Consider the following 25850-nt stretch of genomic DNA (forward strand, 5'->3'; position numbering starts at 1 on the left):
TGCCGGATGGCCGGTGCAGACATCGAGATCGAGACCCTCGCCGAATTCGACCGGGTCGTCGCCCGGGGCTCGCTGAGCGGCTACCGCGTCCAGTCGGTCAACCTGCTGGAGCGCACCTTCGCGCTGCTGTCGGCGGACACCTCCTCGGCGGTGTTCCTCGGGTGCCCGATGGAGCCGGACGCCGCGGCCAAGGTGCGGGCCGACGGTGCGCTGGTCTTCCCGCCCGTCCCCGACCTGCCCTTCAACCCGTACCGCGGGCTGCTCTACACGCCCGGCGAACTGTACGAGGGCCTGCCCGAGGGGTACGAGGCGACGTCCGACGCCCTCTCGTACGCCTGGTTCCGGCAGACCGAGGCCGACGGCGACGTCCTCTCCTCCCTGCTCCGGTCCCTCCACGACGACGCCGTCTCCGACGCCCTGGACGAGCACCTGGCCGGCGCCCGCGTGGCCGGGGTGATGGGCGGGCACGCGATGGCCCGCGGCGGGTCGGCGTACGCGGGTGCCGCCCGGCTCGGCCGCACGCTCGCCCGCACCGGACTGACCGTGGCCACCGGCGGCGGTCCCGGCGCGATGGAGGCGGCCAACCTCGGCGCGTACCTCGCCCCCTTCGAGGACGGCGTCCTCGACCTCGCGCTCGACCTGCTGGCCAGGGCCCCCTCCTTCGAACCGTCGGTCACCGACTGGGCACGGGCCGCCTTCGCCGTGCGGGAGCGGTGGCCCGCGGGCGGCGACTCGATCGGCATCCCGACCTGGTTCTACGGCCACGAGCCGCCGAACGCCTTCGCCGGGCACATCGCGAAGTACTTCGCCAACGCCACCCGCGAGGACGGGCTGCTGGCCCGGTGCACCGCCGGCGTGGTGTTCCTCCCGGGCGCCGCGGGCACGCTCCAGGAGATCTTCGACAACGCGACCCCGAACTACTACGCGTCGCGCGGCGAGCCCACCCCGATGGTGCTGGTCGACCGCCGCCACTGGACCGAGCACCTGCCCGCCTGGCCGCTGCTGCAGTCGCTGGCCCGCGGCCGCGCGATGGAGTCGCGGATCGCGCTGGTGGAGTCGGTCGACGAGGTCCCGGAGGCCCTGGCCCGCCTGTCCTGACCTGCGCTCCGGCCGGCGGAGGCAACCCCGAGGCCGAATGACACGTCTGGCAGTCGTACCGCAAAACCTGCCAGACGCGAACGGAGCCTCCCGTGCTCATAGGCCTGCTGACCGCTGTGGCGGCGTCGATCTGCTACGGCACGGGATCCGTGCTGCAAGCCGTGGGCTCCCGGCGGGCCGCCCGGGCCGAGCCGGGCGCCGGCCTGACCCAGCACGGCGGCCCCAACCTGTCCTCCACCGCGAAGGCCGCCCTGACCTGGGAGTTCATCGTCGGCACGATCCTGGACTTCGTGGGCTTCGGGCTGGGCGCGCTGGCCGCGAGGCTCCTCCCGCTCTTCCTCTCCCAGACGGTGATCAGCGCGAACCTGGTGATCACCGCGGTGCTGAGCGTCAAGCTGCTGGGCATCCGGCTGAGCCGCAAGGAGTGGGCGTCCATCGGCGTCGTGTGCGGGGCGCTGGTGCTGCTGGCGACCGCCGCGGGCCACGAGGGCGGACACCACGCGGAGCGGTCGACGCACTGGTGGCTGCTGGCCGTCACCGTCCTGCTGATGCTGGGCGGCACCGTCGCCGTACGCCTCCTCGGCGGCCGGGCCGCGATCCTGGCCGGCCTGCTGTCGGGCCTGGGCTTCGGCGCGCTGGGCGTCGGCGTGCGGATCCTGGACGGCATCGACCCGTTCGACCCCCTGGCCCTGCTGGCCGACCCGGCCCTGTACGCCATCGTGATCGCCGGCGTCGGCGGCATGTACCTGCACACGGTGGCCCTGCAGATCGGCTCGGTGAACGGCGCCACCGCGGCGCTGGTCGTCGGCGAGACCGTGCTCCCGGGCGCGATCGGCGTCCTCTGGCTCGGTGACGCCTCCCGCCCCGGCTTCGCCTGGCTCGCGGCCGTGGGCTTCGCCCTGGCCGTGGCGGGCGCGGTGGCCGTCGCCTGGTACGGCGACCACGACACCCCGGCACCCGCACAGGCCCCGGCCGACCTCAGGGTCCCGGTACCGGCGCCGTAGGACGCGGCCCGGGATCCGCAGGGCCCGGCCTGGTCCGAAAGCCACGGCCTAAGCGTCCGGGAGGACGACCACCTCGGACGGGGCGAAGGCGACGCCCACCCGGGCGCCGGGGTCCGCCGCGGACGCCAGGTCGCACTCGGCCTCCAGCTCCGGTCCCCCGCACTCGGGCCGCAGGGTCAGCGCGACGTGCGTGCCGCGGAACGTACGGGAGACCACGGAGCAGGGCAGGCCCTCGTCAGGGCGTACCAGCCGCACTCCCGCGGGCCGCACCAGCAGCCGGCCGGCCCCTTCGGGGGAGCCCTCCGGCACCGGGACCTTGCCCCAGGGGGTGTCGGCGGCAGGGCCGGTCACGGTGGCCGGCACCACGTTGTCGAAGCCGAGGAAGCGGGCCACGAACTCCGAGGCGGGCCGCTGCCAGACCTCCAGCGGCGTCCCCGCCTGGGCGATCCGCCCGTCCCGCATCACGACCACCCGGTCGGCGAGCGCGAAGGCCTCGCCCTGGTCGTGCGTCACGGCCAGTACGGTCGTGCCGAGCCGGGAGAACAACCCCCGCAGCTCGACCACCAGCCGCTCGCGCAGCCCGCGGTCCAGCTGGCCCAGCGGCTCGTCCAGCATCAGCAGCCGCGGCCGCGGTGCCAGCGCCCGGGCCAGGGCCACCCGCTGCTGCTCGCCCCCGGACAGCGAGGCGACGGCCCGGCGCCCCGCACCCGGCAGCCCCACCAGCTCCAGCAGCTCGGCCACCCGCGCCTCCCGCTCGGCCCGCCCGACCCCGCGCATCCGCAGCCCGAAGGCGACGTTGCCGCCCACGTCGCGCTGCGGGAACAACTGGTGGTCCTGGAACATCAGGCCGACCCCGCGCCGGTGCACGGGCACCCCGCTCTGGTCGGCCCCGCCCAGCAGCACGCGCCCGGCGGCGGGCTGGAGCCCCGCGACCACCCGCAGCAGCGTGGACTTGCCGCTCCCGCTCGGACCCAGCACACAGACGGTCTCGTGCTCGGCCACCGCCAGGTCCACGGCGTCCAGCACCGTCCGCGTCCCGAAGCGGACCGACACCGCGTCCAGTTCCAGCAACGTCATCAGAACTCCCCGGACCGCTCGGGCCGCAGCCGCTCCAGCACCAGCAGGGACACCGCGCACACCCCCATCAGAATCGTGCTCAGCGCCATCGCCTGCCCGTAGTTCAGCTCACCCGCGCGCCCCAGCAGCCGCGCCACGGCCACCGGCAGCGTCGGACGGTCGGGCCGCGCGATGAACACGGTGGCCCCGAACTCGCCGAGGGACACCGCGAAGGCGAACCCGGCGGCGATCAGCAGCGCCCGCCGCACCATCGGCAGGTCCACCTCCCGCCAGGCCCGCAGCGGCGAGGCGCCGAGCATCGCCGCCGCCTCCCGCAGCCGCCCGTCCACGGCACGCAGCACGGGCAGCATCGTCCGCACCACGAAGGGCACCCCGACCAGTGCCTGCGCCAGCGGCACCAGGATCCAGGACGTGCGCAGGTCGAGCGGCGGCTCGTCCAGCGTGATCAGGAACCCGAAGCCCACCGTCACCGCGGACACGCCCAGCGGCAGCATCAGCAGGGCGTCGAAGCCCCGCACCAGGCGGCCGGCGCGCCGCGTGAGCGCCGCCGCGGCCAGGCCGCCGATCAGCAGCGCGATGCCGGTGGCGGCCAGCGCGTACTGGAGGGAGTTCCAGACCGCCTCCAGCGGCGGGACCAGGAAGGTGCCGCCGTCGGAGGACTGGAGTGCCCGGTAGAAGCCGGTGCCGTAGCCGCCGGGCGCGTCGAAGGAGCGTTCCACCAGGACGCCCAGGGGCAGCACGATCAGCAGCAGGACCGTCAGGAGCACCCCGCCGAGCAGCGCCCACTGCCCGAAGCCGGCCGGCCGGTGGGCGGTGCGGGCGGGATCGACCAGCCGGAGTGCGGTCTCGCGCCGGCGCACCGTCACGGCGTGCACGGCCAGGATCGCACCCACGGCGGCGAACTGCACCAGCGTGAGCACGGCGGCGGTCGGCAGGTCCAGCAGCTGGGCGGTCTGCCGGTAGACCTCCACCTCCAGCGTGGCGTAAGCCGGTCCGCCGAGGATCTGCACGACGCCGAAGGAGGTGAAGGTGAAGAGGAAGACCATCAGGGCGGCGGCGGCCACGGCAGGCGCGAGGGCGGGCAGCGTCACGCGCCGCCAGGCGCCGAACCGGCCGGCGCCCAGCACCCGGGCGGCCTCCTCCTGGCGCGGGTCCAGCTGGGACCACAGGCCGCCGACGGTGCGTACGACCACGGCGTAGTTGAAGAAGACGTGCGCGAGGAGGATCGCCCACGCGGTGGTGTCGAGCCGTACGCCCCACAGCTCGTCCAGCATCCCGCCCCGGCCGAGCAGGGCCAGGAAGGCGGTGCCCACCACGACGGTGGGCAGCACGAAGGGGACGGTGACCACGGCCCGCAGCAGCTGCTTGCCCGGGAACTCGAAGCGCGCGAAGACGTATGCGCCGGGGAGCGCGATCAGCAGCGTGAGCGCCGTGGAGGCGAGCGCCTGCCAGGTGGTGAACCACAGCACCCCGGCGATGTCGGGCCGGCCGAGCACCTCGCCGATCCGGCCGAACTGCCAGCCGGTGTCGGTCCTGATCCCGCGGCCCACGATCGCGGCCACGGGCCAGGCGAAGAAGATCGCGAAGAAGGCGAGCGGCAGGGCCATCAGGCCCAGCCGCACCGCCGTGCCGCGCCGGGAGGAGCCCGCGGGCACCTCCCGGACCGCGTCCTGCGCTACTTCAGCACGAGCGAGGTCCATGCCCCGACCCACTGCTCACGGTTCTTGGCGATCGCGTCCGGAGTCACGGTCTCCGGCTTCTCGATCACCACGCCGTGCCTGGTGAAGATCTCCGGCAGCTTCGCGTCCTTGACCACCGGGTTCACGAACATCTGGAGCGGCATGTCCTCCTGGAACTTCGTGCTGATCAGGAAGTCCAGCAGGGCCTTGCCGCCCGCCTCGTTCTTCGCGCCCTGGAGCAGGCCCGCGAACTCGGTCTGGCGGAAGCAGGTGCCGGTGGAGACGCCGGTCGGCGCCACGGCCGGCTGCGGCTCGCCGTACAGCACCTCGACCGGCGGGCTGGAGGCGTAGGAGACGACCAGCGGACGGTCGCCCTTGGCCTTCTTGCCGCCCGCGGAGCCGGAGAAGCGCTCGTTGTAGGCCTGCTCCCAGCCGTCGACGACCTCGACGCCGTTGGCCTTGAGCTTGGTCCAGTAGTCCTTCCAGCCGTCCTCGCCGTACTTGCCCACGGTCGCGAGGAGGAAGCCGAGGCCGGGCGACGAGGTCGAGGCGTTCTCGGTGACCAGGAGGTTCTTGTACTCGGGCTTGACCAGGTCGTCGAGGGTGACCGGCGGGGCCAGCTTCCTGTCGGCGAAGTACTTCTTGTCGTAGTTGACGCAGATGTCGCCGGAGTCGATCGGGGTGACGCGGTGCTCGGCCTTGTCGAGCTGGTACTGCTCGGGGACCTCCGCCAGGCCCTTGGCCTCGTACGGGATGAAGATGCCGTTGTCGAGGGCGCGGGAGAGCAGGGTGTTGTCGACGCCGAAGAAGACGTCGCCGCGCGGGGAGCCCTTGGTGAGGATCTCCTGGTTGAGGGCCGCGCCCGCGTCACCGCTCTTGAGGACCTTGACCGTGTAGCCGGTCTGCTTCTCGAACTCCTTCAGCACGGCCGGGGTGGCGTTGAAGGAGTCGTGGCTGACGAGCGTGACCGTCTTCGACTCGGGCTTGCCGCTCGGCGCCGCCCCGTCCTTCTCGTCGCCGTTGCCGCAGCCTGCGAGCGCGGCCGCGCCCAGGGCGGTGGCCAGCACGGCGCCCGCCATCTTCTTGGTGGTGCTCACGGAACATTCCTCCTGGAGTGACCAGGAGAAGACGCGGCCCCGCCCCGGCGCTCTGGGAGCGGACGCCGGGGCAGGGCGCAACAGCTTGAGTGATGACCGAACTTCCTACCCGGAATGACCCGGGCGAGGTTCAGAGGGTCTGCGGCGTGACGGTGCCCGCACTCTCAGCGCTGTGGCGCTCCCCTGTCGGAATATGCAGATGTACGGGGCCAGGTTACCGCTCGCTGGCGGCGAGCTGTCCGCACGCTCCGTCGATCTCCTGGCCACGGGTGTCGCGGACGGTGACCGGCACGCCGTGGCCGGCGATGGCCTGGACGAAGGCCCGCTCGTCCTCGGGGCGGGAGGCCGTCCACTTGGACCCCGGGGTCGGGTTGAGCGGGATCAGGTTGACGTGCACCCGCTTGCCCTTGAGCAGGCGTCCCAGCAGGTCACCGCGCCAGGCCTGGTCGTTGATGTCGCGGATCAGCGCGTACTCGATGGAGATGCGGCGGCCGGACTTCTCGGCGTACTCCCAGGCCGCGTCGAGGACCTCGCGGACCTTCCAGCGGGTGTTCACGGGGACGAGGGTGTCGCGCAGCTCGTCGTCGGGGGCGTGCAGGGAGACGGCGAGACGGCACTTGAAGCCCTCGTCGGCGAACCGCAGCATGGCCGGGACCAGGCCGACGGTGGAGACGGTGATACCGCGCTGCGACAGGCCGAGGCCGTCGGGCTCGGGGTCGGTCAGGCGGCGGATGGCGCCGACGACCCGCTTGTAGTTGGCCAGCGGTTCGCCCATGCCCATGAAGACGATGTTCGACAGGCGGGCCGGGCCGCCCGGGACCTCGCCGTCGCGCAGGGCCCGCATGCCGTCGACGATCTGGTGGACGATCTCGGCGGTGGACAGGTTGCGGTCGAGGCCCGCCTGGCCGGTGGCGCAGAACGGGCAGTTCATGCCGCAGCCGGCCTGCGAGGAGATGCACATGGTGACCCGGTCCGGGTACCGCATCAGGACGGACTCGACCAGCGTGCCGTCGTGCAGCCGCCAGAGGGTCTTGCGGGTGGTGTCGTCGTCACAGCTGATGTGCCGGACCACGCTCATCAGGTCCGGGAGCAGTTCCTGCCGGAGCTTCTCGCGCGCGCCGGCCGGGATGTCGGTCCACTCGGCCGGGTCGTGCGCGTAGCGGGCGAAGTAGTGCTGCGAGAGCTGCTTCGCGCGGAACGGCTTCTCACCGATCGCGGCCACGGCCTCGCGCCGCTCGGCGGGCGAGAGGTCGGCGAGGTGCCGGGGCGGCTTCTTGGCCCCCTTGGGCGCGACGAAGGTCAGTTCTCCCGGAAGGGGGCGGGCCATGATCGGTTTCTCCTCAGTACGACGAGGCCTGGCCGGCCTCCGTGGTAAACGGAGCCGATGGCATTGGCGCGACCGGCGCCAGGAGACCTCACAGGGCGTCCCCCCGCGGCTCGCGGGGGACGAGAAAGGCGCGCCACTCGGGAGTGGCGCGCCTTCCAGGATACCCGGGACGGCTCAGCCGGTGCCCACGAAGAGCGCCAGCAGCAGCCACACCACCGGCGCGGTGGGCAGCAGAGAGTCCAGCCGGTCCATGATCCCGCCGTGACCGGGCAGCAGGGTGCCCATGTCCTTGATGCCGAGGTCCCTCTTGATCATCGACTCACCGAGGTCGCCCAGGGTGGCGCTGACCGCGACCGCGAGACCCAGCAGCAGGCCCTGCCACCAGCTGCCCCCGTCGATCAGGAACTCCATGCACAGCGCACCGGCCGCCATCGCGAAGGCCACGGCACCGAAGAGTCCCTCGCGGGTCTTCCCGGGGCTGATCCGCGGGGCGAGCTTGTGCTTGCCGAAGCGCCAGCCCACCGCGTACGCCCCGGTGTCGCTGACCACCGTGAGGACCAGGAAGGTGAGCACCCGCTGCGGACCGTCGTCGGCGGTCAGCAGCATCGCCACGAAGGTCGCGAGGAACGGCACGTAGAACGCGGCGAAGACGCCGGCCGTGACGTCCTTCAGGTAACCCTCGGGAGGCTCCGTCATCCGCCACACGAGCACGGCGAGCGCGGTCAGGGCCATCGCGACCCAGGCGCCCTCGGCCCCGCGCACGTACCCGGCGACGACCATCGCGGCGCCGCCGACGGCGAGCGGGACCAGGGGCGCGTTGATGCCCTTGCGCTCCTGGAGGCGGGAGGTCAGCTCCCACAGCCCGACGACCACCGCGACCGCGATGACGCCGACGAAGACCGCCTTCACGATGAACAGCGAGGCGAAGATCACGGCGCCGAGGCCGACGCCGACCCCTATGGCGGCGCGCAGGTCCCGCCCCGCACGCTTCTTCGGCGGCGGGGAGGAGGCCTCCTGCGGGGCCTGGGGCGGGGGCGTGGGCATGGGCTCCTGCGGCGGCGTCTCGTCGCGGAACAGGGGGCCGCTCGGCTGAGCCGCCCCCCGGTCGCGTGGTTCCCGGTCTTCGAAGTCTCGACCGGCGGCGTCGGGCACGATGGGCATGGGCCGAGTCTGCGGCCCTCCGAGCACATCGTATGCGGGACCCGCCGGTACCGGCTCCGCCGCCCAGGAAGAGTCGTTCATCAGACCTCGAGGAGCTCGGCTTCCTTGTGCTTGAGCAGCTCGTCCACCTGCGCGACGTACTTCGCGGTGGTGTCGTCGAGCTCCTTCTCGGCGCGGCGCACCTCGTCCTCGCCGGACTCCTTGTCCTTCACGAGCTTGTCGAGGGCGTCCTTGGCCTTGCGGCGCACGGAGCGGATGGAGACCTTCGAGTCCTCGGCCTTGCCGCGGGCGACCTTGATGTAGTCGCGGCGGCGCTCCTCGGTGAGCTCCGGGAAGTTGACCCGGATGATGCGGCCGTCGTTGCTCGGGTTGACACCGAGGTCCGAGTCGCGGATGGCCTGCTCGATGTTGCGCAGCGCGCTCGCGTCGAACGGGGTCACCACGGCCATGCGCGGCTCGGGCACCGAGAAGGACGCGAGCTGGTTGATGGGGGTCAGCGCGCCGTAGTAGTCGGCCACGATCTTGTTGAACATCGCCGGGTGCGCACGGCCGGTGCGGATCGCGGCGAAGTCCTCCTTGGCGACCACGACGGCCTTCTCCATCTTCTCCTCGGCCTCGAGGAGGATTTCTTCGATCACCACGTGCTCCTGCATGTCTTGAGTGGATGGTTCGGGCGGGGTGGGTCGCTCAGGCCCGGGTGCCCTGGTCGCTCACGAGCGTGCCGATCTTCTCACCCTTGACGGCGCGCGCGATATTCCCCTCCGCGAGCAGCTCGAAGACGAGGATCGGCAGCTTGTTGTCGCGGCACAGCGTGATGGCGGTGGCGTCGGCGACCTTGAGGTCGCGGGCCAGCACCTCGCCGTACTCGAGGGCGTCGAACTTGACCGCGTCGGGGTTTGCCTTGGGGTCGGAGTCGTAGACGCCGTCGACACCGTTCTTGCCCATGAGCAGGGCCTCGGCGTCGATCTCCAGGGCTCGCTGGGCGGCCGTGGTGTCGGTGGAGAAGTACGGCATGCCCATGCCGGCGCCGAAGATGACGACGCGGCCCTTCTCCAGGTGGCGCACGGCGCGCAGCGGGATGTACGGCTCCGCGACCTGGCCCATGGTGATGGCGGTCTGCACGCGGGAGTCGATGCCCTCCTTCTCCAGGAAGTCCTGGAGGGCGAGGCAGTTCATCACGGTGCCGAGCATGCCCATGTAGTCGGAGCGGGCCCGGTCCATGCCGCGCTGCTGGAGCTCGGCGCCGCGGAAGAAGTTGCCGCCGCCGATGACGACGGCGATCTCGGCGCCGTCGCGGACGACAGCCGCGATCTCACGCGCGATCGCGTGCACGACGTCGGGGTCGACGCCCAGTCCCCCGCCGCCTGAGAAGGCCTCGCCGGACAGCTTCAGCATGAAGCGGCGGCCCTTCTTGTCGTGGTCGCTCTTGTCGTCGGAAGCGGTGTGGGGGTCCACGCCCTGATTCATGGAGATCTCCTCGTGCACATACGAAGAAGGCCATTGCCGGGGTCCTTGCGGTTCCCTGTACGGCAATGGCCTCCTCGTCAGATCTGCGGTCGTCCGGCGCGAACGCGGACGACTGCCTCAGACCCTACCGGGGTCCGCTGTCCGTCGCGTACGGACTCAGATGCCGACCTTGATGCGGGTGAAGCGCTTCAGGGTGACACCGGCCTCGTCCAGGATCTGCTGGACGGACTTCTTGTTGTCCAGCGCGTAGGGCTGGCCCAGGAGCGTGGCGTCCTTGAAGAAGCCGTTGAGGCGACCCTCGACGATCTTCGGCAGGGCGGCCTCGGGCTTGCCCTCGGCGCGGGTGGTCTCCTCGGCGACGCGGCGCTCGGACTCGACGACCTCGGCCGGGACGTCTTCCTTGGCCAGGTACTTCGGGGCGAACGCGGCGATGTGCTGCGCGACGCCCTTGGCGAGGTTGGCGTCGGCCTTGTCCAGCTCGACCAGGACACCGATCTGCGGGGGCAGGTCGGGCATGGTGCGGTGCATGTAGGAGTAGACGAAACCGTCGCCGTACTGCGCGAAGCGGTCCAGGACGATCTTCTCGCCGAGGTTGGCGTTGGCCTCGTCCACGAACGCCTGGACGGTCTTGCCGGGCTCGATCTCGGAGGCGAGCAGCGCCGCGATGTCCGCCGGGGAGGTGGCGGCCACGTGCTTGGCGATGTCGGCGGCGACGGCCTGGAACTTGTCACCCTTGGCGACGAAGTCGGTCTCGCACTTCAGCTCGACGAGCACACCGGAGGTGTTGTCGTCGGCGAGCAGGGAGACGACGGCGCCGTTCTCGGCGGAGCGGCCCTCGCGCTTGGCGACGCCCTTCTGGCCCTTGATGCGCAGGGCCTCGACGGCCTTGTCGACGTTGCCGTCGGACTCGTCCAGGGCCTTCTTGCAGTCCATCATGCCGGCGCCGGTGAGCTCGCGGAGCTTCTTGACGTCAGCGGCGGTGTAGTTCGCCATGAGTCTGTGATTCTCTCTCGAAGTCGTAGATCTACGGGTGAACGGCGGGGGCCGGTGCCTTGTGAGCACCGTCCCCCGTCGTCATCGTCCGTGCTGGGAGTGCCCGGCAGGTGAACGCCGGGCTCTCTCAGTGGGTCAGGCCTGCTCGGCGTCCGCGGCCGGAGCCTCGGCGGCGGGGGCCTCGGCAGCGGGGGCCTCGGCGGCGGCCGGGGCCTCGTCGGCCTTCTTCTCGCCCTCGAGCAGGTCGCGCTCCCACTCGGCCAGCGGCTCGCCGACGGTCTTGTCGCCCGGCTTCGAGTCACCGGCGGCAACGCCGGAGCGGGCGATGAGGCCCTCGGCGACGGCGTCGGCGATCACGCGGGTGAGCAGGGTGACGGAGCGGATCGCGTCGTCGTTGCCCGGGATCTTGTAGTCGACCTCGTCGGGGTCGCAGTTGGTGTCGAGGATCGCGACGACCGGGATGTGGAGCTTGCGCGCCTCACCGACGGCGATGTGCTCCTTCTTGGTGTCGACGATCCAGACGGCGCTCGGCACCTTCTGCATCTCGCGGATACCACCGAGGGTCTTCTCCAGCTTGGCCTTCTCGCGGGAGAGGACCAGGAGCTCCTTCTTGGTGAGGCCGGAGGCGGCCACGTCCTCGAAGTCGATCTGCTCAAGCTCCTTGAGGCGCTGCAGACGCTTGTAGACGGTGGAGAAGTTGGTGAGCATGCCACCCAGCCAGCGCTGGTTGACGTACGGCATGCCGACGCGGGTCGCCTGCTCGGCGATGGCCTCCTGGGCCTGCTTCTTCGTGCCGACGAACATGATGGAGCCGCCGTGCGCGACGGTCTCCTTGACGAACTCGTAGGCGCGGTCGATGTACGACAGCGACTGGAGCAGGTCGATGATGTAGATGCCGTTGCGCTCGGTGAAGATGAAGCGCTTCATCTTCGGGTTCCAGCGACGGGTCTGGTGACCGAAGTGGACGCCGCTCTCCAGCAGCTCCCGCATCGTGACGACGGCCATGGCCGTACTCCTTGATTGCTCGGTTACCGCGACCACCGGACGGCGGTCGCGCCTGACGCCCCGACGCGCCGTGCCACGAGGGACCGAGGAGCGCGGCCACCGGTCGTGATCGACCAGGTGGCGGGGCGTGCGAAGTCGACCCGGTGACCCGGATCGCCACAAGAAGTGTACGGGACCCGGGGCCGTGCCGGGTGACGCGCCTGTCCACAGGAGGCCGCCCGTCCACAGGCCCGCCCGCGCCGCCGGTCCCCGGCGGGATGCTGCGGGACATGACTCCCCTGCTGCTCGGCCTGGTCCTGACCCTGCTCGCGCCGTTCTCCGCGTACGGCGCACCCGCCGCCGCGTCCGCCGGGTACGGGCTCCCGCGCGCCGCCCCGGCGACGCCGACCGCCGTCCTCCCGGGAGCCCCGGCGGTGCGGCCGCTGCCGGCGCCGCTGCGGCTGCTGCGCGGCTGGCTGCCGCCGCCGACCCCGTACGCGGCGGGGCACCGCGGGGTGGACCTGGCCGCGGCGCCGGGCACGGAGGTGCGCGCGGTGGCCGCCGGGCGGGTGCACCACGCCGGGCCGGTGGCGGGGCGCGGGGTGCTCTCGCTGACGGTCGCGGGCACGCCGCTGCGCACCACGTACGAGCCCGTGCGCCCGCTGGTCGCCGAGGGCGAGGCGGTGGCCCGGGGGCAGGTGGTGGCGGTCACGACCGCCGGCGGGCACTGCGGCGAGCCCTGCCTGCACTGGGGGCTGCTCTCGGGCGAGGCCTATCTGGACCCGCTGTCCCTGCTGCCGCGTGCGGCGCCGCGGCTGCTGCCCCTGTCCGGCAGCCCGGTCCCCGGAACCGGGCGGGTCAGCCCCGCACGCCCCGCATGGCCATCGCCACCGCCACGTCCGTGATCGCGGAGGGGTCCTCGGCGGCCCCGAGTTCGATGCGGCGGACGGCGGCGTCGACGATGCCCTGGAGCAGGGTCGCGGCCAGCCTGGGCTGCTCGTGGCCCAGCGCCGCGAGCGCCTCGACGATCATCGCGACCAGTCCGCCGTGCGCGGCGCGGATCTTCTCGCGGGCCCCGGCGTCCAGTTCGCTGGCGGAGATCGCCACGACCGCGCGGTGCCGCCGGTCGCCGACGAGGGCCAGCTGGCTCCGCACGTAGGCCTCGATCTTGGCCTCGGGGGTCTGGGCCGCCTGCATGGCGTCCTCGATCTCCGCGGCCCAGACCGGGAAGTCGACGGCGCAGAGCTCTTCGACGACCGCGGCGCGGGAGCGGAAGTACTCGTACACGGAGGAGCGGGCCAGGCCCGTCCGCTCGGCGAGGGCGGGGAAGGTCAGCGCTTCCGTACCGCCTTCGGACAACAGGGAACGCGCGGCATCCAGCAGGGCGGCGCGCTGCATCGTCCGGTGCTCGGCCACGGAGGCCGCTCGAATCCTTGGCACGCTTCCACTCTACGGAGGGGCGCAAGGTCAGCGGCCGACGTCCGCCAGTTTGGCGCGCAGCTGGAGCACGGACTTGGTGTGGATCTGGCTCACCCGGCTCTCGGTCACCCCGAGGACGTTGCCGATCTCGGCCAGCGTGAGGCCCTCGTAGTAGTACAGGGTGACCACGGTCTTCTCGCGCTCCGGCAGGGTGTTGATGGCCCGTGCCAGCAGCCTGCGCAGCTCGCGGTCCTCGGCCACCTCGACCGGGTTGTCCGCGGCGGTGTCCTCCAGGGTGTCCATGAGCGACAGGCGGTCGCCGCCCTCGCCGCCCACGTGCAGCAGCTCTTCCAGGGCCACCACGTTCGCGAGGGACAACTGGCTGAATACCGCGTGGAGTTCCTCCACGCCGATGCCCATTTCCGAGGCGACCTCGGTCTCGGTGGGGGTGCGCCGCAGCTGGGCCTCCAGCGTGGCGTAGGCCCGTTCGACGGCCCGGGCCTTCTGCCGCACCGAGCGCGGGATCCAGTCCAGGGCCCGCAGTTCGTCGATCATCGCGCCGCGGATCCGGGTGATCGCGTACGTCTCGAACTTGATCGAGCGGTCGATGTCGAACTTCTCGATGGCGTCGATCAGCCCGAAGACGCCGGAGGAGACGAAGTCGGCCTGCTCGACGTTGGGCGGGAGGCCGACGCTCACCCGGCCGGCCACGTACTTCACCAGGGGCGAGTAGTGCAGGATCAGCTGCTCGCGCAGGCGCTCGTCGGCGGTCTCCTTGTACGACCGCCACAGCTCGTCCAGGGAGGAGGGTGCGGGGGCCCGGACGCCCTCTCGGGCGGCGGGGGGTGCCGCGGCGCGGTCAGACCCGGAGGTGTGCTGGGGCATGCGTCGCCTTGAGCCGTTCTGCAGTCGGGATCCTTGGGAGCGTAGCGTGACTGGAGTGTCGCGGTGCGCGAAGAGTACGGGATCGCGCGCGGGTACAGGGGCGTCCGCGGTGACGCCGACGGCCCCGGGCCCGCGCCTCGCGCACGGGCCCCGAGGATGCCACCGGGAAGACGGCGTATCTCATCGCCTTCACCCTTTCACCGGATCGCCCCAGGTCAAGGACCGCCTCGCCGGGGGCCGGCGGATTGCCCGGCGGCGTCATCCGCCGGAGTGGTCAACCGCCAGTCATCGCCCTGCCGTTCGACGAACCCCAGAGAGTGAAGTTCGTACAGTCTGCCGATGACTTCATCGGTGCTGGTGCCCGCTCCGAGAGCGAGTTCCCGCACCCCCGCCGGCCGCCCGGCGGGCAGGGCTTCGAGGACCCGCGCCGCGGCGGGGTGCAGCAGGTCCCGGGCGACGACGGGGCCGCGGCGGCCGGGGGCCAGCTCGCCCATGGCCCCGACCTGTTCGACCACTTCCGCCGCGTCCGTGACCAGCACCGCGCCGCCCCTGACCAGCTCGTGCACCCCGGCCGACAGTGCGCTCGTGGCAGGCCCCGGCACGCCCATGGTGTGCCGCCCCAGCCGTTGCGCGGCGCGGGCGGTGACCAGCGAACCGCTGCGGTAGGCGGCCTCGACCACCACCGTGCCGCGGGTCAGGGCCGCGATGACGCGGTTGCGCAGGACGAACCTGCTGGGCGTGGGATGGCTGCCGGGCGGCAGCTCCCCGAGGACCAGCCCCTGCGCCGCGATCCGCCGCAGGAGCCCGTCGTGGCCGCGGGGATAGCTGGTGTCGACCCCGCAGGCCAGCACCGCCGCCGTGGCCCCCTCGGCCGCGAGCACGCCCCGGTGCACGGCGGCGTCGATCCCGTACGCCGCACCCGAGACGACGACCCAGCCGCGCTCGGCCAGGCCGGCGGCGAGAGCGGTCGCCATGTGTGCCCCGTACGGAGTACACGCCCGTGCGCCGACGAGTGCCACCGACCGCAGTGCCCAGGTGCGGAGGTCGTGCGGGCCGCGCAGCCAGAGCCCCACCGGCCGGGCGTCGCCGAGGTCGTCCAGCTGGCTGGGCCACTCCTGACCGCCGGGGGTGACGAACCGTCCGCCGACCGCCGCGACCGCTTCCAGGTCCCGCCCGGGCTCGGCCGCCGCGGCCCTTCTGCGGTACCCGGCGAGCCGGTCGGGCCCCACGCCCGTCAGGGCTCCGTCGGCCGCGCCCGGGTCCCGCAGGAGGCGCACCAGCTCCACCGCGCCGAACCGCCGCAGCCAGCGCCCCCCGTGCTCCTCTCCGGGCTCCAGTACGCGGGTCAGCGCGGCCCGCGCCGTCAGCTCGTCCACCGCGCCACCCCTCTCCACCCCCGCCGTCGGCGCACGCGGCACGCCTTCCGCGCGCTCACACCGGCTCCCCCACGGCCCGGGGCGTCCCGCGGGCCACGCCGGTGCGCAGCTCCAGGGCGACGGCCACGTCCAGCGCCTCCGGGCGGTCCCGCCCGCGCAGGTCGGCCACGGTCCAGGCGACCCGCAGCACCCGGTCCAGTCCGCGGGCCGTCAGGAGCCCCCGGTCGAGGTCACGTTCGGCCGGACCGAGAGCGCCAGGCGCCACCTGCCAGCGCGTGCGCAGCTCGTGCCCCGGCACCTCGGCGTTGACCGCCCAGGGGGTGCCGGCCAGCCGGGTGGCGGCTCGTGCCCTGGCCTCGCGCACCCGGGCGGCGACGGCCTCGGTGGGCTCGCCGCCGCCCCGGCCCAGGAGGTCGGCGCGGCTGACGGGCTCGGCCTCGACGCGGAGGTCGACGCGGTCCAGCAGCGGCCCCGAGAGCCGTGCCTGATAGCGGCGGATCGCGGACGGGGGGCACTCGCATCCGATGCCGTGCCGCGAGAACCGCCCGCACGGGCAGGGGTTGGCGGCCAGCACCATCAGGAACCGGGCGGGCAGCCGGACCACCCCCGCGGCCCGCGCGATGACCACCTGGCCGGACTCCAGGGGCTGGCGCAGCGCGTCCAGCACCTTGGGGCTGAACTCGGGAGCCTCGTCCAGGAAGAGCACCCCGCAGTGGGCCAGGGAGACGGCGCCCGGCCTCGGCATGCCGTTCCCCCCGCCGACCAGGGACTGCATGGTGGCCGAGTGGTGGGGCGCGCAGTAGGGCGCGCGGGCCACCATGGGCTCCCCCGGCGGCAGGATCCCGGCGACGGAGTGGACGGCGGTCACCTCCAGGGACTGCCTGCGGGTGAGCGCCGGCAGGATCGCGGGGATCCGCTCCGCGAGCATCGTCTTCCCCGCACCGGGCGGTCCGCTCAGGAAGAGGTGGTGGCCCCCGGCCGCGGCCACCTCCAGGGCTCTCCGGGCCACCGGCTGGCCCGCGACGTCCGCGAGGTCGGGCTGCACCCCGTCCGCTCCCGCCGCCCCGGTGCCCGCTCCAGCGCCGGGCACGAGCAGTCCCGCCAGCATCGGGTCGGGCCGCCCGGGCTCCTCCGGCGCCTCCTCGGGCACCTCACCGTCGGTCAGCACGGCGATCAGCTGCCGCAGGCTGCGCACCCCGAGCACCGACACCTCGGGCACCAGGGAGGCCTCGGCGGCGGACTGCTCGGCGACCACCACCTGGCGGTATCCGGCCTCGGCCGCGGCGAGCACCGCCGGCAGCACCCCGCGCACCGGCCGCACGCGGCCGTCCAGTCCCAGTTCGCCGATCAGCACCAGGTCCTCGATCGCCCGCGGGTCCACCCGCTCCGCCGCCGCGAGCACCGCGGCGGCCACGGCCAGGTCGAAACCGGAGCCCGACTTGGGCACGGCGGCCGGGCTGAGCCCCACGGTGAGCTTCTTCTGCGGCCAGTCGGCACCGGAGTTCACCACGGCGGCCCTGACCCGGTCCCGGCTCTCGACCAGCGTCTTGTCGGGCAGCCCCACCAGCGTGAACGCGGCCACTCCGGGCTCCAGGTCGGCCTGGACCTCCACCACCACACCGTCGACCCCGACGAGCGCCACCGAACAGGTCCGTGCGAACCCCATCAGGCCACGCCCCTGACGTGCTCCACGACGGGAGCCCCGCGGCGCGGCAGCACCACCCCGACCAGGTCGATCCGCACCCCGCCGCCCGGTGGCCCCCCGTGGTCGGCCAGCCAGCGGCCGGCGAGCCTGCGCAGCCGGGCGGCCTTGGCGGGGCGGACCGCCGCCATGGGGTGCTCGAAGGCGCCCTCCCGGCGGGTCTTCACCTCGCAGACCACCAGGGCGTCGCCCTCCCGGGCCACGATGTCGATCTCCCCGCCCCGGCACCGCCAGTTCCGCGCGATCACCGTCATCCCGGCCTCGGCCAGCCGCCGCGCGGCCAGCTCCTCGCCGTACCGTCCCAGCGCCCGCCGTGCCCGGTCCCCCTGCGGGTCGGGCCCCCCGGCCTCGTGTGCGTACATCCGGCACCACCTCCGGCACCGAATCTCCCGCACCCGCCCCCACAAAGTGGATCTTGGTGGACAGTCCGCCCGATGTGGACAACCCCGTCACCCACACGGGTGAAAGACCCCGCAGTCGGGACCCGGACGCGAGCGGCCGCCGGCCCCCCGACCCCACGGCTTGAGCCGCCGCCGGACCCCCGGCCCGGCGGCCCCGCGATCAGCTCCCCGGAAGTTCGAGGTCGCTCTTGTTGAGCTCCTCGATGTTCACGTCCTTGAAGGTCAGCACCCGCACCTGCTTCACGAACCGCGCCGGCCGGTACATGTCCCACACCCAGGCGTCGGCCATCGTGACCTCGAAGAACACCTCGCCCTGGACCGAGTGCACCTGCATCTCGTAGTCGTTCGTCAGGTAGAAGCGCCGCTCGGTCTCGATGACGTATTTGAACAGCCCGACGACGTCGCGGTACTCCCGGTAGAGCTTCAGCTCCATCTCGGTCTCGTACTTCTCGAGGTCCTCGGCGCTCATGGCATGTTCCCCTTCAGCCGTGCGTCCCCCTATTGTGCGCCAGCAGAGTGGGCCCCTAAACGATTTCCGGGGCCAGCACCACCGGCACATCCGGAGGACCCTCGACGAGCAGCGTGCGCAGCAGCTCGGCGAGCCTGGTCGGGTACACCGTCTCACGGGCCGCCGACAGTTCCTCGGAGGTCCACCACCTCGCCCCGGCCACGCTGCGCCGCTCCAGCTCCGTCAGCCCGCCCATCACGGTCGCGGTCTGGTCGGTACGTGCCAGGAAGTACCACTCGTCCTGCTCCCAGCGGCGCCCGTCGAAGGGGAACTCGCAGTAGCGCCGCCACAGCACGGGCCCCAGTTCGACCCGGGTGATCCCGGTCTCCTCGGCCAGCTCCCGCAGGGCGGCCTCCTCGCGGGACTCACCCTCCTCCAGCCCGCCGCCGGGGGTGAACCACCAGTCGTCCGACGGATCCGCCGGCTCGAAGCCGTGCAGCAGCAGGATCCGGTCCTCGGGATCCAGCAGGATCACCCGCGACACCAGACGCGGCGCCGGAGCGCCCGGCCCGGCCGACACCGGCCCGCCCCCGCCGCCCTCAGCGGACACCGGCCCGCCCCCGCCGCCCTCAGCGGACACCGGCCCGCTCCCGCCGCCCGGCACCCTGTCCCGCACGCGACCCCGCGCGCCCGGCGGACCGCTTCGCCAGCGGCCCGTACGCCGCCCCGCCGAGCACCAGCAGCGCACCCCCCGCGATCGCGCCCAGCACCGGCTTCACCGGCCCGGCGGCCGAGATTCCGCCCGGCAGCGCCCGGAAGGCCCCCGGCCGCTCCAGCATCTGCGGCGACGGCCACGCCACCGCGTCCACCCGGGCCGTCACGGCGGACCGGGACACGGTCCCCTGCCCGGCCTCCTGGAGGTGCGCCCGGGAGTCCACCGAGGCCCCGCGCCGGTCGCCCAGCAGGAAGAGCTTGCCGTCGGGCACCTTCACCTCGAAGGGGATCTCGGAGGCCATGCCCCGCGCGGTGTCCAGGTACGGCTCGTCGACCTGTACGCCGTTCACCGTGAGCCGTCCGCCCTGACCGCAGCACTTCACGGTGTCCCCGCCGACCCCGACGACCCGCTTGACCATCGGCGCGTTGCTCCACATGGCGTCGGTGAAGATCACGACGTCCCCGCGCCGCACCTCGTCACCGTCGATCCGCTCGGCCAGCACCCGGTCGCCCGGCTTGACCGTGGGCATCATCGAGTCCGTGGGCACCGTGTAGGGCTGGTAGAGCATCGCCCCCCACACGAAACCGCCGAGGAAGAGCACAAAGCCGACGGCCACGGCCAGCCCGGACAACGTGTTGCCCAGGCGGCCGCGGCCGTCCTTGCGTGCTGTTCCGCCCATCCCAGCGCCCCCCACCTTCGGAGTCCGTCGATCTGGGACGGCAATCTACCCGCCGGTACCCACCCGCGTAAGCCGCCTCCGGCGCCACAGCACCAGCGGCACCGCGCCCGCGACGCCCAGACCCACCGGAGCGGCGCCCAGGGCGGCCGCCAGACCCGGCTGGTCGAAGGTGTCCGGGATCGGCAGGGTCGACCAGCGGGTGACCGGCCAGGCGATGACCACGGCCCGGCCGACGACCTTGCTGTTCGGCACGAAGCCCTTGGTCTCGTCGTCCATGTGGTAGCGCGAGTCGTACGAGTTCTGGCGGTGGTCGCCCATCACCCAGATCTTGCCCTCGGGCACCTTCACGTTGAACGGCATGTCGTCGCACGGGGTGTTGCCGGGGTAGATGTACGGCTCGTCCAGCGCCTTGCCGTTGACCTTGACCGGTCCGCCCTTCTCGCAGGACACCGTGTCGCCGCCGACCCCGATCACGCGCTTGATCAGGTCCTTGTCCTCCGCGGAGGGCATGAGGCCGATGAAGCTCAGGAAGTTCTGGATCGCGTTGGGCTTGGCCACCGGCTCGCCCGCGAGCCACTTGTTCGGGTCGTGGAAGACCACGACCTCGCCCCGCTCGGGCTCCGAGCCGAACCACGGCGTCAGCTTGTCCACGAGCACCCGGTCGCCGCGCTGCAGGGTGTTCTGCATCGAGTCCGAGGGGATCGAGAAGGCCTGTACCAGGAAGGTCTTGATCAGCAGCGCGAGCAGCAGGGCGATGCCGATGAGGAGGGGCAGCTCCTTCCAGAAGGAGCGCTGCCTGCGTACGGCGCCTTCGCTCTCGTCACCCTCGTCCGCCCGGTCGGTCCCGCCGTCCACGTCCACGGCACCCTCCCGCCGCTCGTCGGGTTCTTCGCGTCCGGTCTGTGCGCCGACCGCCACATCCCCCACGTCCACTCCTCACTCAGTGCTGCCGCTCCGGGCCGGGAAGCCGGGAGCCTCCACTCCCCTAACGAGCGGGAGTTCCGCAGGGGTCGGGAGGTGAAGTGTTTCCTCAGGGATCATGCCGTACGGGCACGTAAGGATCCCGTGCGGATCATGCCGTACGGATCCCGGGGAGCAACACTATGCGACGGGCCGGGTACGGCGGCGCCCGCGCCGCGCGGGTTCCGGCACGGATCGGAAAGTCGCCGGGACCTCCAGCTTGCGCCAGTGGCCGAAGGGCCAGGCGATCACGACGGCCCGCCCCACCACGCCCTCCTCGGAGATCGTGCCGTCGAAGGGCTCGTCCAGGTGGAACCGCGAGTCCGCGGAGTTCGAGCGGTGGTCGCCCATCACGAACAGCCGCCCCTCGGGCACCTTCACCTCGAAGGTCACCTCGGAGGGCGCGTTGCCCGGGTTCACGTAGGGCTCGTCGAGCCCCTCGCCGTTGACGCTGACCCGGCCCCGCGCGTCGCAGCACTTCACCGTGTCGCCGCCGACCGCGACGACCCGCTTGATCAGGTCCTGCTCGTCCGCCGAGGGGAGCAGGCCGATGAAGGTCAGCACCTGCTTGACCTGTTTGACGCCCACCGGGTCGGGTTCCACCCGGCGGGTCTCCCCCTGGAGCCAGCCGCCCGGGTCCTTGAACACCACGACCTCGCCCCTCTCCGGCTTCGCGCCGAACCACGGGGACAGCTTGTCGACCAGCACCCGGTCGCCGATCCGGATCGTCTGCTCCATCGAGCCCGACGGGATCACGAAGGCCTGCACCAGGAACGTCTTGAGCACCAGGGCTATCAGCAGCGCCACCACGATCAGCAGCGGCACCTCGCCGGCCGTGCGGGTACGGCGGCGCCGTCTGACCCGCCGGGCCAGCCGCCGCCGCTCCGCCCGTCCGGGCGCGGCCGGTGCCGCCGGCCTCCCGGCCCGCGGGGAGTCGTCCGTACGCACGTCGGCGTCGGTACGGGCCCGTGCGGCCGTACGCGCCCCCGTGCCCGGTCCCGGCTCGCGCGCCGCGCCCCGCGGGCGCCCGCGGCTACCCATGCCCCGCCCCGGTTCCCGGCGCGCCCCAGCGGGTCGCCGGCCAGCCGATCCAGTCGGCCCGCCCGATCACCTTCTCCACCGGCACCATCCCCCCGCCCGGCTCTCCCAGGTGGTCCCGGGAATCTCGCGACTGCGACCGGTGGTCGCCCATGACGAACAGGGTCCCCAGGGGGACGACGACCCGGAAGGGCACCCGGGACGCGGTGTCACCGGGGAAGAGGTAGTCCTCCTCGACGGGCACACCGTTCACCTTGATCCGGCCGCCGGCGTCGCAGCAGACGACGTCGTCGCCGCCCACGCCCACGACCCGCTTCACGAAGTCCGTCTCGGCCGGCTCCGCCAGCCCGAGCGCGGCACCCGCGCCCCGCAGCGCCTCACCCAGGGCGTCGCCGTCGGGACGCTCCCGGACGAAGGACCCGGTGCCGTCGAAGACCACCACGTCACCCCGCTCCGGCCGGTCGCCGAAACGGTACGCCAGCTTGTTCACGAGCACTCGGTCGCCGACCTTCAGCGTCGGCTCCATCGAGTGGCTCGGGATCAGGAAGGGCTGGACGACGTACTGGGAGAACAGCAGCAGGAAGGCCGTGCAGGCCACCCCGATCAGCGCGGCACGGCGTACGGTCAGCCCCCGCAAGGCGCTCCGGGAAAACGCAGAGCGCGGCCGCTCCCCCTCCGGCCCGTCGCCGGGTTCGGAGGAGGAGCTGCCGCGCTGCGTGATTCGTGCTTCGGTGTCCATCGGGGGCGAGCCTATCCGGCCACCCCCGGACGCCGGAGCCGAGATCAGTTGTCGCGCTTCTCCTTGATCTTCGCGGCCTTGCCGCGGAGCTCACGGAGGTAGTACAGCTTCGCGCGGCGCACGTCACCGCGGGTGACGAGCTCGATCTTCTCGAAGATCGGGGAGTGCACCGGGAAGGTACGCTCCACGCCGACGCTGAAGGAGACCTTGCGAACGGTGAAGGTCTCGGAGACGCCAGAGCCCTGGCGACGGATGACAACGCCCTTGAACTGCTGGATACGGGAGCGGTTGCCCTCGATCACGCGGACGTGCACGTTGACGGTGTCACCCGGGCGGAAGGCCGGGACGTCCGAGCGCAGGGAGGCGGCGTTGACGCCATCGAGCAGGTGAGACATGTTCTTCGTCTGCTTTCTTCGCACGACGCCACAGGTCGCCGGGCGGGAGTTCGTAGAGAGTTCGAAGCCGTTCCGCCCGGTCCGCGACGGTCCCCCTGTGGCAGGGGCGCGAAGCCGGGCGTACAGCAGCCGCCTATTCTTCCACGGCGGCGGGCCTGCGCCAAAATCGGCCGTCGGGCGTCGGTGCCCAGCCCAGGATGCTGAGCGTCTCGCGGTCCTTCTTGTCGAAGGCCGACGCGGGGGTGCGCTCGATCAGGTCCGGACGGTTCTGCGCGGTACGGGCGAAGGCCTCGTCGCGGCGCCACCGGGCGATCCTGCCGTGGTGGCCGCTGAGCAGCACGTCGGGGATGCCGCGGCCGCGCCACTCCGGGGGCTTGGTGTAGACGGGACCCTCCAGCAGGTTCGCCATCTCGCCGGGCGCGAACGAGTCGTCCCGGTGCGACTCGGCGTTGCCGAGTACGCCGGGCAGCAGGCGGGCCACCGCCTCCGTGACGACCAGGACCGCGGCCTCGCCGCCGGCCAGCACGTAATCGCCGATGGAGACCTCGTAGACCGGCATCCGGGTGGCGTACTCGTCCGTCACCCGGCGGTCGATGCCCTCGTACCGGGCCGGGGTGAAGATCAGCCAGGGGCGCCGGGAGAGCTCGACGGCGAGCTCCTGGGTGAACGGGCGCCCGCTGGGGGTGGGGACGACGATGGCCGGGCCGTGGGCGCCGGACTCGTAGCCGTCGGCCAGCACCTGGTCCAGGCAGTCACCCCAGGGCTCGGTCTTCATGACCATGCCGGGGCCGCCGCCGTACGGGGTGTCGTCGACCGTGTTGTGCCGGTCGTACGTCCAGTCCCGCAGGTCGTGGACGTGGACGCCGAGCTGCCCGCGGGCGCGGGCCTTCCCGACCAGCGAGACGTTCAGCGGCTCCAGGTACTCCGGGAAGATCGTGACGACGTCGAGCCGCATCAGGACTCCCCGTCCCGGGCGGAGGCGATCTCCGCGCGGTCGTCGATCAGCCCCGGCGGCGGGGTGATCACGGCGCGCTGGTTCTCCAGGTCGATCTCGGTGACGATCTCCTCGACGAAGGGGATCATCACCTCGGTGCCGTCCGGCCGCTCGACGATGAAGAGGTCCTGCGAGGGCAGGTGGGAGATCTCCGTGATCCGGCCGACCTCGGTGCCGTCGGCGAGGACCACGTCGAGGTCCATGAGCTGGTGGTCGTAGAACTCGTCCTCCTCCTCCGGGAGCTCGGACGGGTCGACCTCGGCGATCAGCAGGATGTTGCGCAGGGCCTCCGCGGCGGTGCGGTCCCTGACGCCCTCGAAGCGCAGCAGCAGGCGGCCGCTGTGCACGCGGCCGGTCTCGATGGTGAGCGGTCCGGCCGAGGCGGGCTCGGTGTGGAGCACGGCACCGGGGCTGAGCCGGAGTTCGGGCTCGTCGGTGCGTACCTCGACGGTGACCTCACCCTTGATGCCGTGGGCGCGGCCGATCCGCGCGACTACGAGCTGCACGCTGTTTCTCTCCTGTCGGGACGACGACGGGCCGGGGCGGGCACGTGTGCCCTCCCCGGCCCGTGCCGGTGATTCAACTTCTCAGCGGACCTGGTCCACGTCGACGAGGTCGACGCGGATGCCCCGGCCGCCGATGGCGCCCACGACGGTGCGCAGGGCGCGCGCGGTGCGGCCGTTACGGCCGATCACCTTGCCGAGGTCGTCCGGGTGGACCCGGACCTCGAGGACCTGCCCGCGGCGCAGGTTGCGCGAGGCGACCTGCACGTCGTCGGGGTTGTCGACGATGCCCTTCACGAGGTGCTCGAGAGCCTCCTCGAGCATGATCAGGCCTCGGTCGACTCGGTGGACGCGGCCTCGGCCTCGTCCGCCTTCTTCTCGGTCTTCTTGGCCTTCTGGGTGATGGCCTCGCCCTTGGCGTCGCCACCCTCCAGGGTCTTGGCGAACTCCTCGAAGGAACGACGCTTGTCTTCCTTCGTCGCCGGCTGCAGCAGCGGCGCCGGGGCCGGCAGGCCCTTGTGCTTCTGCCAGTCGCCGGTGAGCTTCAGGATGGCGAGGACCGGCTCGGTCGGCTGGGCGCCGACGGACAGCCAGTACTGCGCACGCTCGGAGTTGACCTCGATCTTCGAGGGGTTGTACGTCGGCTGGTAGATGCCCAGCTCCTCGATGGCCCGGCCGTCACGGCGGGTACGGGAGTCGGCGACGACGATGCGGTAGTGAGGCGAACGGATCTTGCCCAGACGCTTCAGCTTGATCTTGACTGCCACTGGAGTGGTGTCTCCTGGTCTTGACGTGGTTGGGCACAACGGGATGCCACGTGGGGTTGCGGTACTCGGGTGCCCGATGGACGCGTCAGCCGGAGGAGAGAGGGGTCCTGTGCGACTGTCGAGTACAGCTAGCCATTGTGCCATACGTCCAGGACACGGCCACGCGCGCGTGGGCGGCCAGGGCCGACGGCGTGGCCGTGCCCGCCCGGTGCGCCCGCGGGAGGCGTCAGGACGCCGCGGCGACCGCGGCCTCGGGGATGCGGAAGGGCTTCATGCACCCGCCGCACACGATCGGCGCCTGGGCCAGCACGGAGGGGACCACCCGGACGTTCCGCCCGCACTCGCAGACCGCCTTGACACGTACGCCGCCACCGGAGGAGCCGTGCCGGGCGGCCGGCCCGCGGAAGGAGCGCTTGGTGTCGGCCGCGGTGGCCGCGGTGTGCGCCTTGAGGGCGCGCTGGAGCCGCTCGATGGTCGGGCGGTAGCGCTTCTTGGCCTCGGGATTGAGCGTGACCAGGGAGAAGCCGCTGCTCGCGTGCGGCTCGTCGGAGTGGTCGAGGCCCATCTCCTCGGCGATCGCGAGGAATCTGCGGTTGTGGTAGCGCCCCGCTCGCGAGGTGTCGCGCACGCCTCGGGCGGCGGCGATGCCGTGGACTGCCTCGTGCAGCAGTCGCTCGAAGGAGAGCTCGGCGCCGCAGGCGGACGAGGACTCTCCGATCAGGGACTCGGGCGCGGCAAGGTCAGGCAGCTCGGGGTGGTACCGCTGAATGTCGGCCCACGCCTGCGCCAGCTCTGCGGCGAGAACAGGTGGTGTCGTGCTCACGTCGTGACAACGAGCCTGGGGGCCCAGGTGTTCCGATTCCGGGCCATTCCAAATTTTTTGCACGTACCAGTCAGTTCACTCTGATGCGTCCCGACGAGGACGGGTACGCAGAACTCCGG

General features: G+C 72.4%; 29 protein-coding genes and 1 riboswitch. Of the genes, 3 read left to right on the forward strand and 26 right to left on the reverse strand.

The features are described from left to right. Positions 1 to 6 precede the first annotated feature (6 nt). On the forward strand, positions 7 to 1098 hold the full coding sequence (locus ACIF6F_RS28585; protein ID WP_399952828.1) for an LOG family protein: 1092 nt from the start codon (positions 7 to 9) through the stop codon (positions 1096 to 1098). Positions 1099 to 1190: 92 nt separating this feature from the next. Then, a complete protein-coding gene (locus ACIF6F_RS28590; protein ID WP_399952831.1) occupies positions 1191 to 2102 on the forward strand; it encodes a hypothetical protein in 912 nt (303 codons plus the stop codon). A 48-nt stretch (positions 2103 to 2150) separates the two neighbouring features. Here ACIF6F_RS28590 and ACIF6F_RS28595 read toward each other — a convergent pair whose 3' ends face one another. The 9 genes from ACIF6F_RS28595 to rpsB form a co-directional block, all read right to left on the reverse strand. Then, positions 2151 to 3179, reverse strand: a complete 1029-nt coding sequence (locus ACIF6F_RS28595) for an ABC transporter ATP-binding protein (RefSeq protein WP_399952834.1) — start codon at positions 3177 to 3179, stop codon at positions 2151 to 2153. Next, positions 3179 to 4786: an ABC transporter permease gene (locus ACIF6F_RS28600; protein ID WP_399953058.1), complete on the reverse strand. Its 1608-nt coding sequence runs from the start codon at positions 4784 to 4786 to the stop codon at positions 3179 to 3181. Before ACIF6F_RS28600 ends, ACIF6F_RS28595 begins: the two co-directional genes overlap by 1 nt. Positions 4787 to 4854: 68 nt before the next feature. After that, positions 4855 to 5955 (reverse strand): thiamine ABC transporter substrate binding subunit, encoded by a 1101-nt coding sequence (locus ACIF6F_RS28605; RefSeq protein ID WP_399952837.1) that lies wholly within the window; start codon positions 5953 to 5955, stop codon positions 4855 to 4857. Positions 5956 to 6039: 84 nt separating this feature from the next. Continuing rightward, positions 6040 to 6150: riboswitch (TPP riboswitch) on the reverse strand. Between the two features lie 19 nt (positions 6151 to 6169). Beyond that, on the reverse strand, positions 6170 to 7282 hold the full coding sequence (rlmN, locus tag ACIF6F_RS28610) for a 23S rRNA (adenine(2503)-C(2))-methyltransferase RlmN (protein WP_399952840.1): 1113 nt from the start codon (positions 7280 to 7282) through the stop codon (positions 6170 to 6172). Between the two features lie 174 nt (positions 7283 to 7456). Continuing rightward, complete coding sequence (locus tag ACIF6F_RS28615) at positions 7457 to 8524, reverse strand: phosphatidate cytidylyltransferase (protein ID WP_399952843.1); 1068 nt, start codon at positions 8522 to 8524, stop codon at positions 7457 to 7459. Further along, positions 8524 to 9081 carry a ribosome recycling factor gene (gene frr, locus ACIF6F_RS28620; RefSeq protein WP_399953061.1) on the reverse strand — a complete coding sequence of 186 codons (558 nt, stop codon included), beginning with the start codon at positions 9079 to 9081 and terminating at the stop codon, positions 8524 to 8526. The genes ACIF6F_RS28615 and frr overlap by 1 nt, the downstream gene beginning before the upstream one ends. Before the next feature lie 49 nt (positions 9082 to 9130). Then, complete coding sequence (pyrH, locus tag ACIF6F_RS28625; protein ID WP_399952846.1) at positions 9131 to 9910, reverse strand: UMP kinase; 780 nt, start codon at positions 9908 to 9910, stop codon at positions 9131 to 9133. Between the two features lie 156 nt (positions 9911 to 10066). Beyond that, positions 10067 to 10903 carry a translation elongation factor Ts gene (gene tsf, locus ACIF6F_RS28630; protein ID WP_399952848.1) on the reverse strand — a complete coding sequence of 279 codons (837 nt, stop codon included), beginning with the start codon at positions 10901 to 10903 and terminating at the stop codon, positions 10067 to 10069. A gap of 135 nt (positions 10904 to 11038) precedes the next feature. Beyond that, positions 11039 to 11908, reverse strand: coding sequence for a 30S ribosomal protein S2 (gene rpsB / locus ACIF6F_RS28635; RefSeq protein WP_399952851.1), 870 nt, complete (start codon positions 11906 to 11908; stop codon positions 11039 to 11041). A gap of 269 nt (positions 11909 to 12177) precedes the next feature. On the opposite strand from rpsB, the gene ACIF6F_RS28640 reads away from it, so the two are divergent. Further along, positions 12178 to 12792, forward strand: coding sequence for a murein hydrolase activator EnvC family protein (locus tag ACIF6F_RS28640; protein ID WP_399952854.1), 615 nt, complete (start codon positions 12178 to 12180; stop codon positions 12790 to 12792). Here ACIF6F_RS28640 and ACIF6F_RS28645 read toward each other — a convergent pair. The 17 genes from ACIF6F_RS28645 to ACIF6F_RS28725 form a co-directional block, all read right to left on the reverse strand. Then, a complete protein-coding gene (locus ACIF6F_RS28645) occupies positions 12746 to 13303 on the reverse strand; it encodes a TetR/AcrR family transcriptional regulator (RefSeq protein WP_399953064.1) in 558 nt (185 codons plus the stop codon). The genes ACIF6F_RS28640 and ACIF6F_RS28645 overlap by 47 nt on opposite strands. A 51-nt stretch (positions 13304 to 13354) precedes the next feature. Further along, on the reverse strand, positions 13355 to 14191 hold the full coding sequence (gene whiG / locus ACIF6F_RS28650; protein WP_399952857.1) for an RNA polymerase sigma factor WhiG: 837 nt from the start codon (positions 14189 to 14191) through the stop codon (positions 13355 to 13357). A 215-nt stretch (positions 14192 to 14406) separates the two neighbouring features. After that, positions 14407 to 15567: a DNA-processing protein DprA gene (gene dprA, locus ACIF6F_RS28655; protein ID WP_399952860.1), complete on the reverse strand. Its 1161-nt coding sequence runs from the start codon at positions 15565 to 15567 to the stop codon at positions 14407 to 14409. Between the two features lie 55 nt (positions 15568 to 15622). Continuing rightward, entirely contained in the window at positions 15623 to 17233 is a 1611-nt protein-coding gene (locus ACIF6F_RS28660) for a YifB family Mg chelatase-like AAA ATPase (protein ID WP_399952862.1), read from the reverse strand. Continuing rightward, positions 17233 to 17631, reverse strand: coding sequence for a YraN family protein (locus ACIF6F_RS28665; RefSeq protein ID WP_399952865.1), 399 nt, complete (start codon positions 17629 to 17631; stop codon positions 17233 to 17235). Before ACIF6F_RS28665 ends, ACIF6F_RS28660 begins: the two co-directional genes overlap by 1 nt. Positions 17632 to 17830: 199 nt before the next feature. After that, positions 17831 to 18139, reverse strand: coding sequence for a DUF2469 domain-containing protein (locus tag ACIF6F_RS28670; RefSeq protein WP_006139554.1), 309 nt, complete (start codon positions 18137 to 18139; stop codon positions 17831 to 17833). A 55-nt stretch (positions 18140 to 18194) separates the two neighbouring features. Then, positions 18195 to 18728, reverse strand: coding sequence for an NUDIX hydrolase (locus ACIF6F_RS28675; RefSeq protein ID WP_399953066.1), 534 nt, complete (start codon positions 18726 to 18728; stop codon positions 18195 to 18197). Between the two features lie 19 nt (positions 18729 to 18747). Beyond that, the gene (lepB, locus tag ACIF6F_RS28680; RefSeq protein WP_399952868.1) at positions 18748 to 19512 is read right to left on the reverse strand and encodes a signal peptidase I; all 765 of its coding nucleotides are present in this window, start codon (positions 19510 to 19512) and stop codon (positions 18748 to 18750) included. A 45-nt stretch (positions 19513 to 19557) separates the two neighbouring features. Further along, positions 19558 to 20430, reverse strand: coding sequence for a signal peptidase I (gene lepB, locus ACIF6F_RS28685; RefSeq protein WP_399953069.1), 873 nt, complete (start codon positions 20428 to 20430; stop codon positions 19558 to 19560). Between the two features lie 183 nt (positions 20431 to 20613). Continuing rightward, positions 20614 to 21420: a signal peptidase I gene (lepB, locus tag ACIF6F_RS28690; RefSeq protein ID WP_399952872.1), complete on the reverse strand. Its 807-nt coding sequence runs from the start codon at positions 21418 to 21420 to the stop codon at positions 20614 to 20616. 85 nt (positions 21421 to 21505) lie between these two features. Beyond that, a complete protein-coding gene (gene lepB / locus ACIF6F_RS28695; RefSeq protein ID WP_399952875.1) occupies positions 21506 to 22249 on the reverse strand; it encodes a signal peptidase I in 744 nt (247 codons plus the stop codon). Between the two features lie 44 nt (positions 22250 to 22293). Further along, positions 22294 to 22644 carry a 50S ribosomal protein L19 gene (rplS, locus tag ACIF6F_RS28700; protein WP_388522843.1) on the reverse strand — a complete coding sequence of 117 codons (351 nt, stop codon included), beginning with the start codon at positions 22642 to 22644 and terminating at the stop codon, positions 22294 to 22296. Positions 22645 to 22777: 133 nt separating this feature from the next. Continuing rightward, positions 22778 to 23599 (reverse strand): tRNA (guanosine(37)-N1)-methyltransferase TrmD, encoded by an 822-nt coding sequence (gene trmD / locus ACIF6F_RS28705; RefSeq protein ID WP_399952879.1) that lies wholly within the window; start codon positions 23597 to 23599, stop codon positions 22778 to 22780. Next, entirely contained in the window at positions 23599 to 24144 is a 546-nt protein-coding gene (gene rimM / locus ACIF6F_RS28710; RefSeq protein WP_399952882.1) for a ribosome maturation factor RimM, read from the reverse strand. Before rimM ends, trmD begins: the two co-directional genes overlap by 1 nt. Before the next feature lie 81 nt (positions 24145 to 24225). Further along, positions 24226 to 24465 carry an RNA-binding protein gene (locus ACIF6F_RS28715; RefSeq protein WP_007266827.1) on the reverse strand — a complete coding sequence of 80 codons (240 nt, stop codon included), beginning with the start codon at positions 24463 to 24465 and terminating at the stop codon, positions 24226 to 24228. 2 nt (positions 24466 to 24467) lie between these two features. After that, positions 24468 to 24908 carry a 30S ribosomal protein S16 gene (gene rpsP / locus ACIF6F_RS28720; protein WP_399952887.1) on the reverse strand — a complete coding sequence of 147 codons (441 nt, stop codon included), beginning with the start codon at positions 24906 to 24908 and terminating at the stop codon, positions 24468 to 24470. A gap of 226 nt (positions 24909 to 25134) precedes the next feature. Further along, positions 25135 to 25731: a hypothetical protein gene (locus ACIF6F_RS28725; protein WP_399952890.1), complete on the reverse strand. Its 597-nt coding sequence runs from the start codon at positions 25729 to 25731 to the stop codon at positions 25135 to 25137. Positions 25732 to 25850: the final 119 nt, after the last annotated feature.

This window comes from Streptomyces sp. NPDC086023 (assembly GCF_044540325.1).
GTDB lineage: Bacteria > Actinomycetota > Actinomycetes > Streptomycetales > Streptomycetaceae > Streptomyces.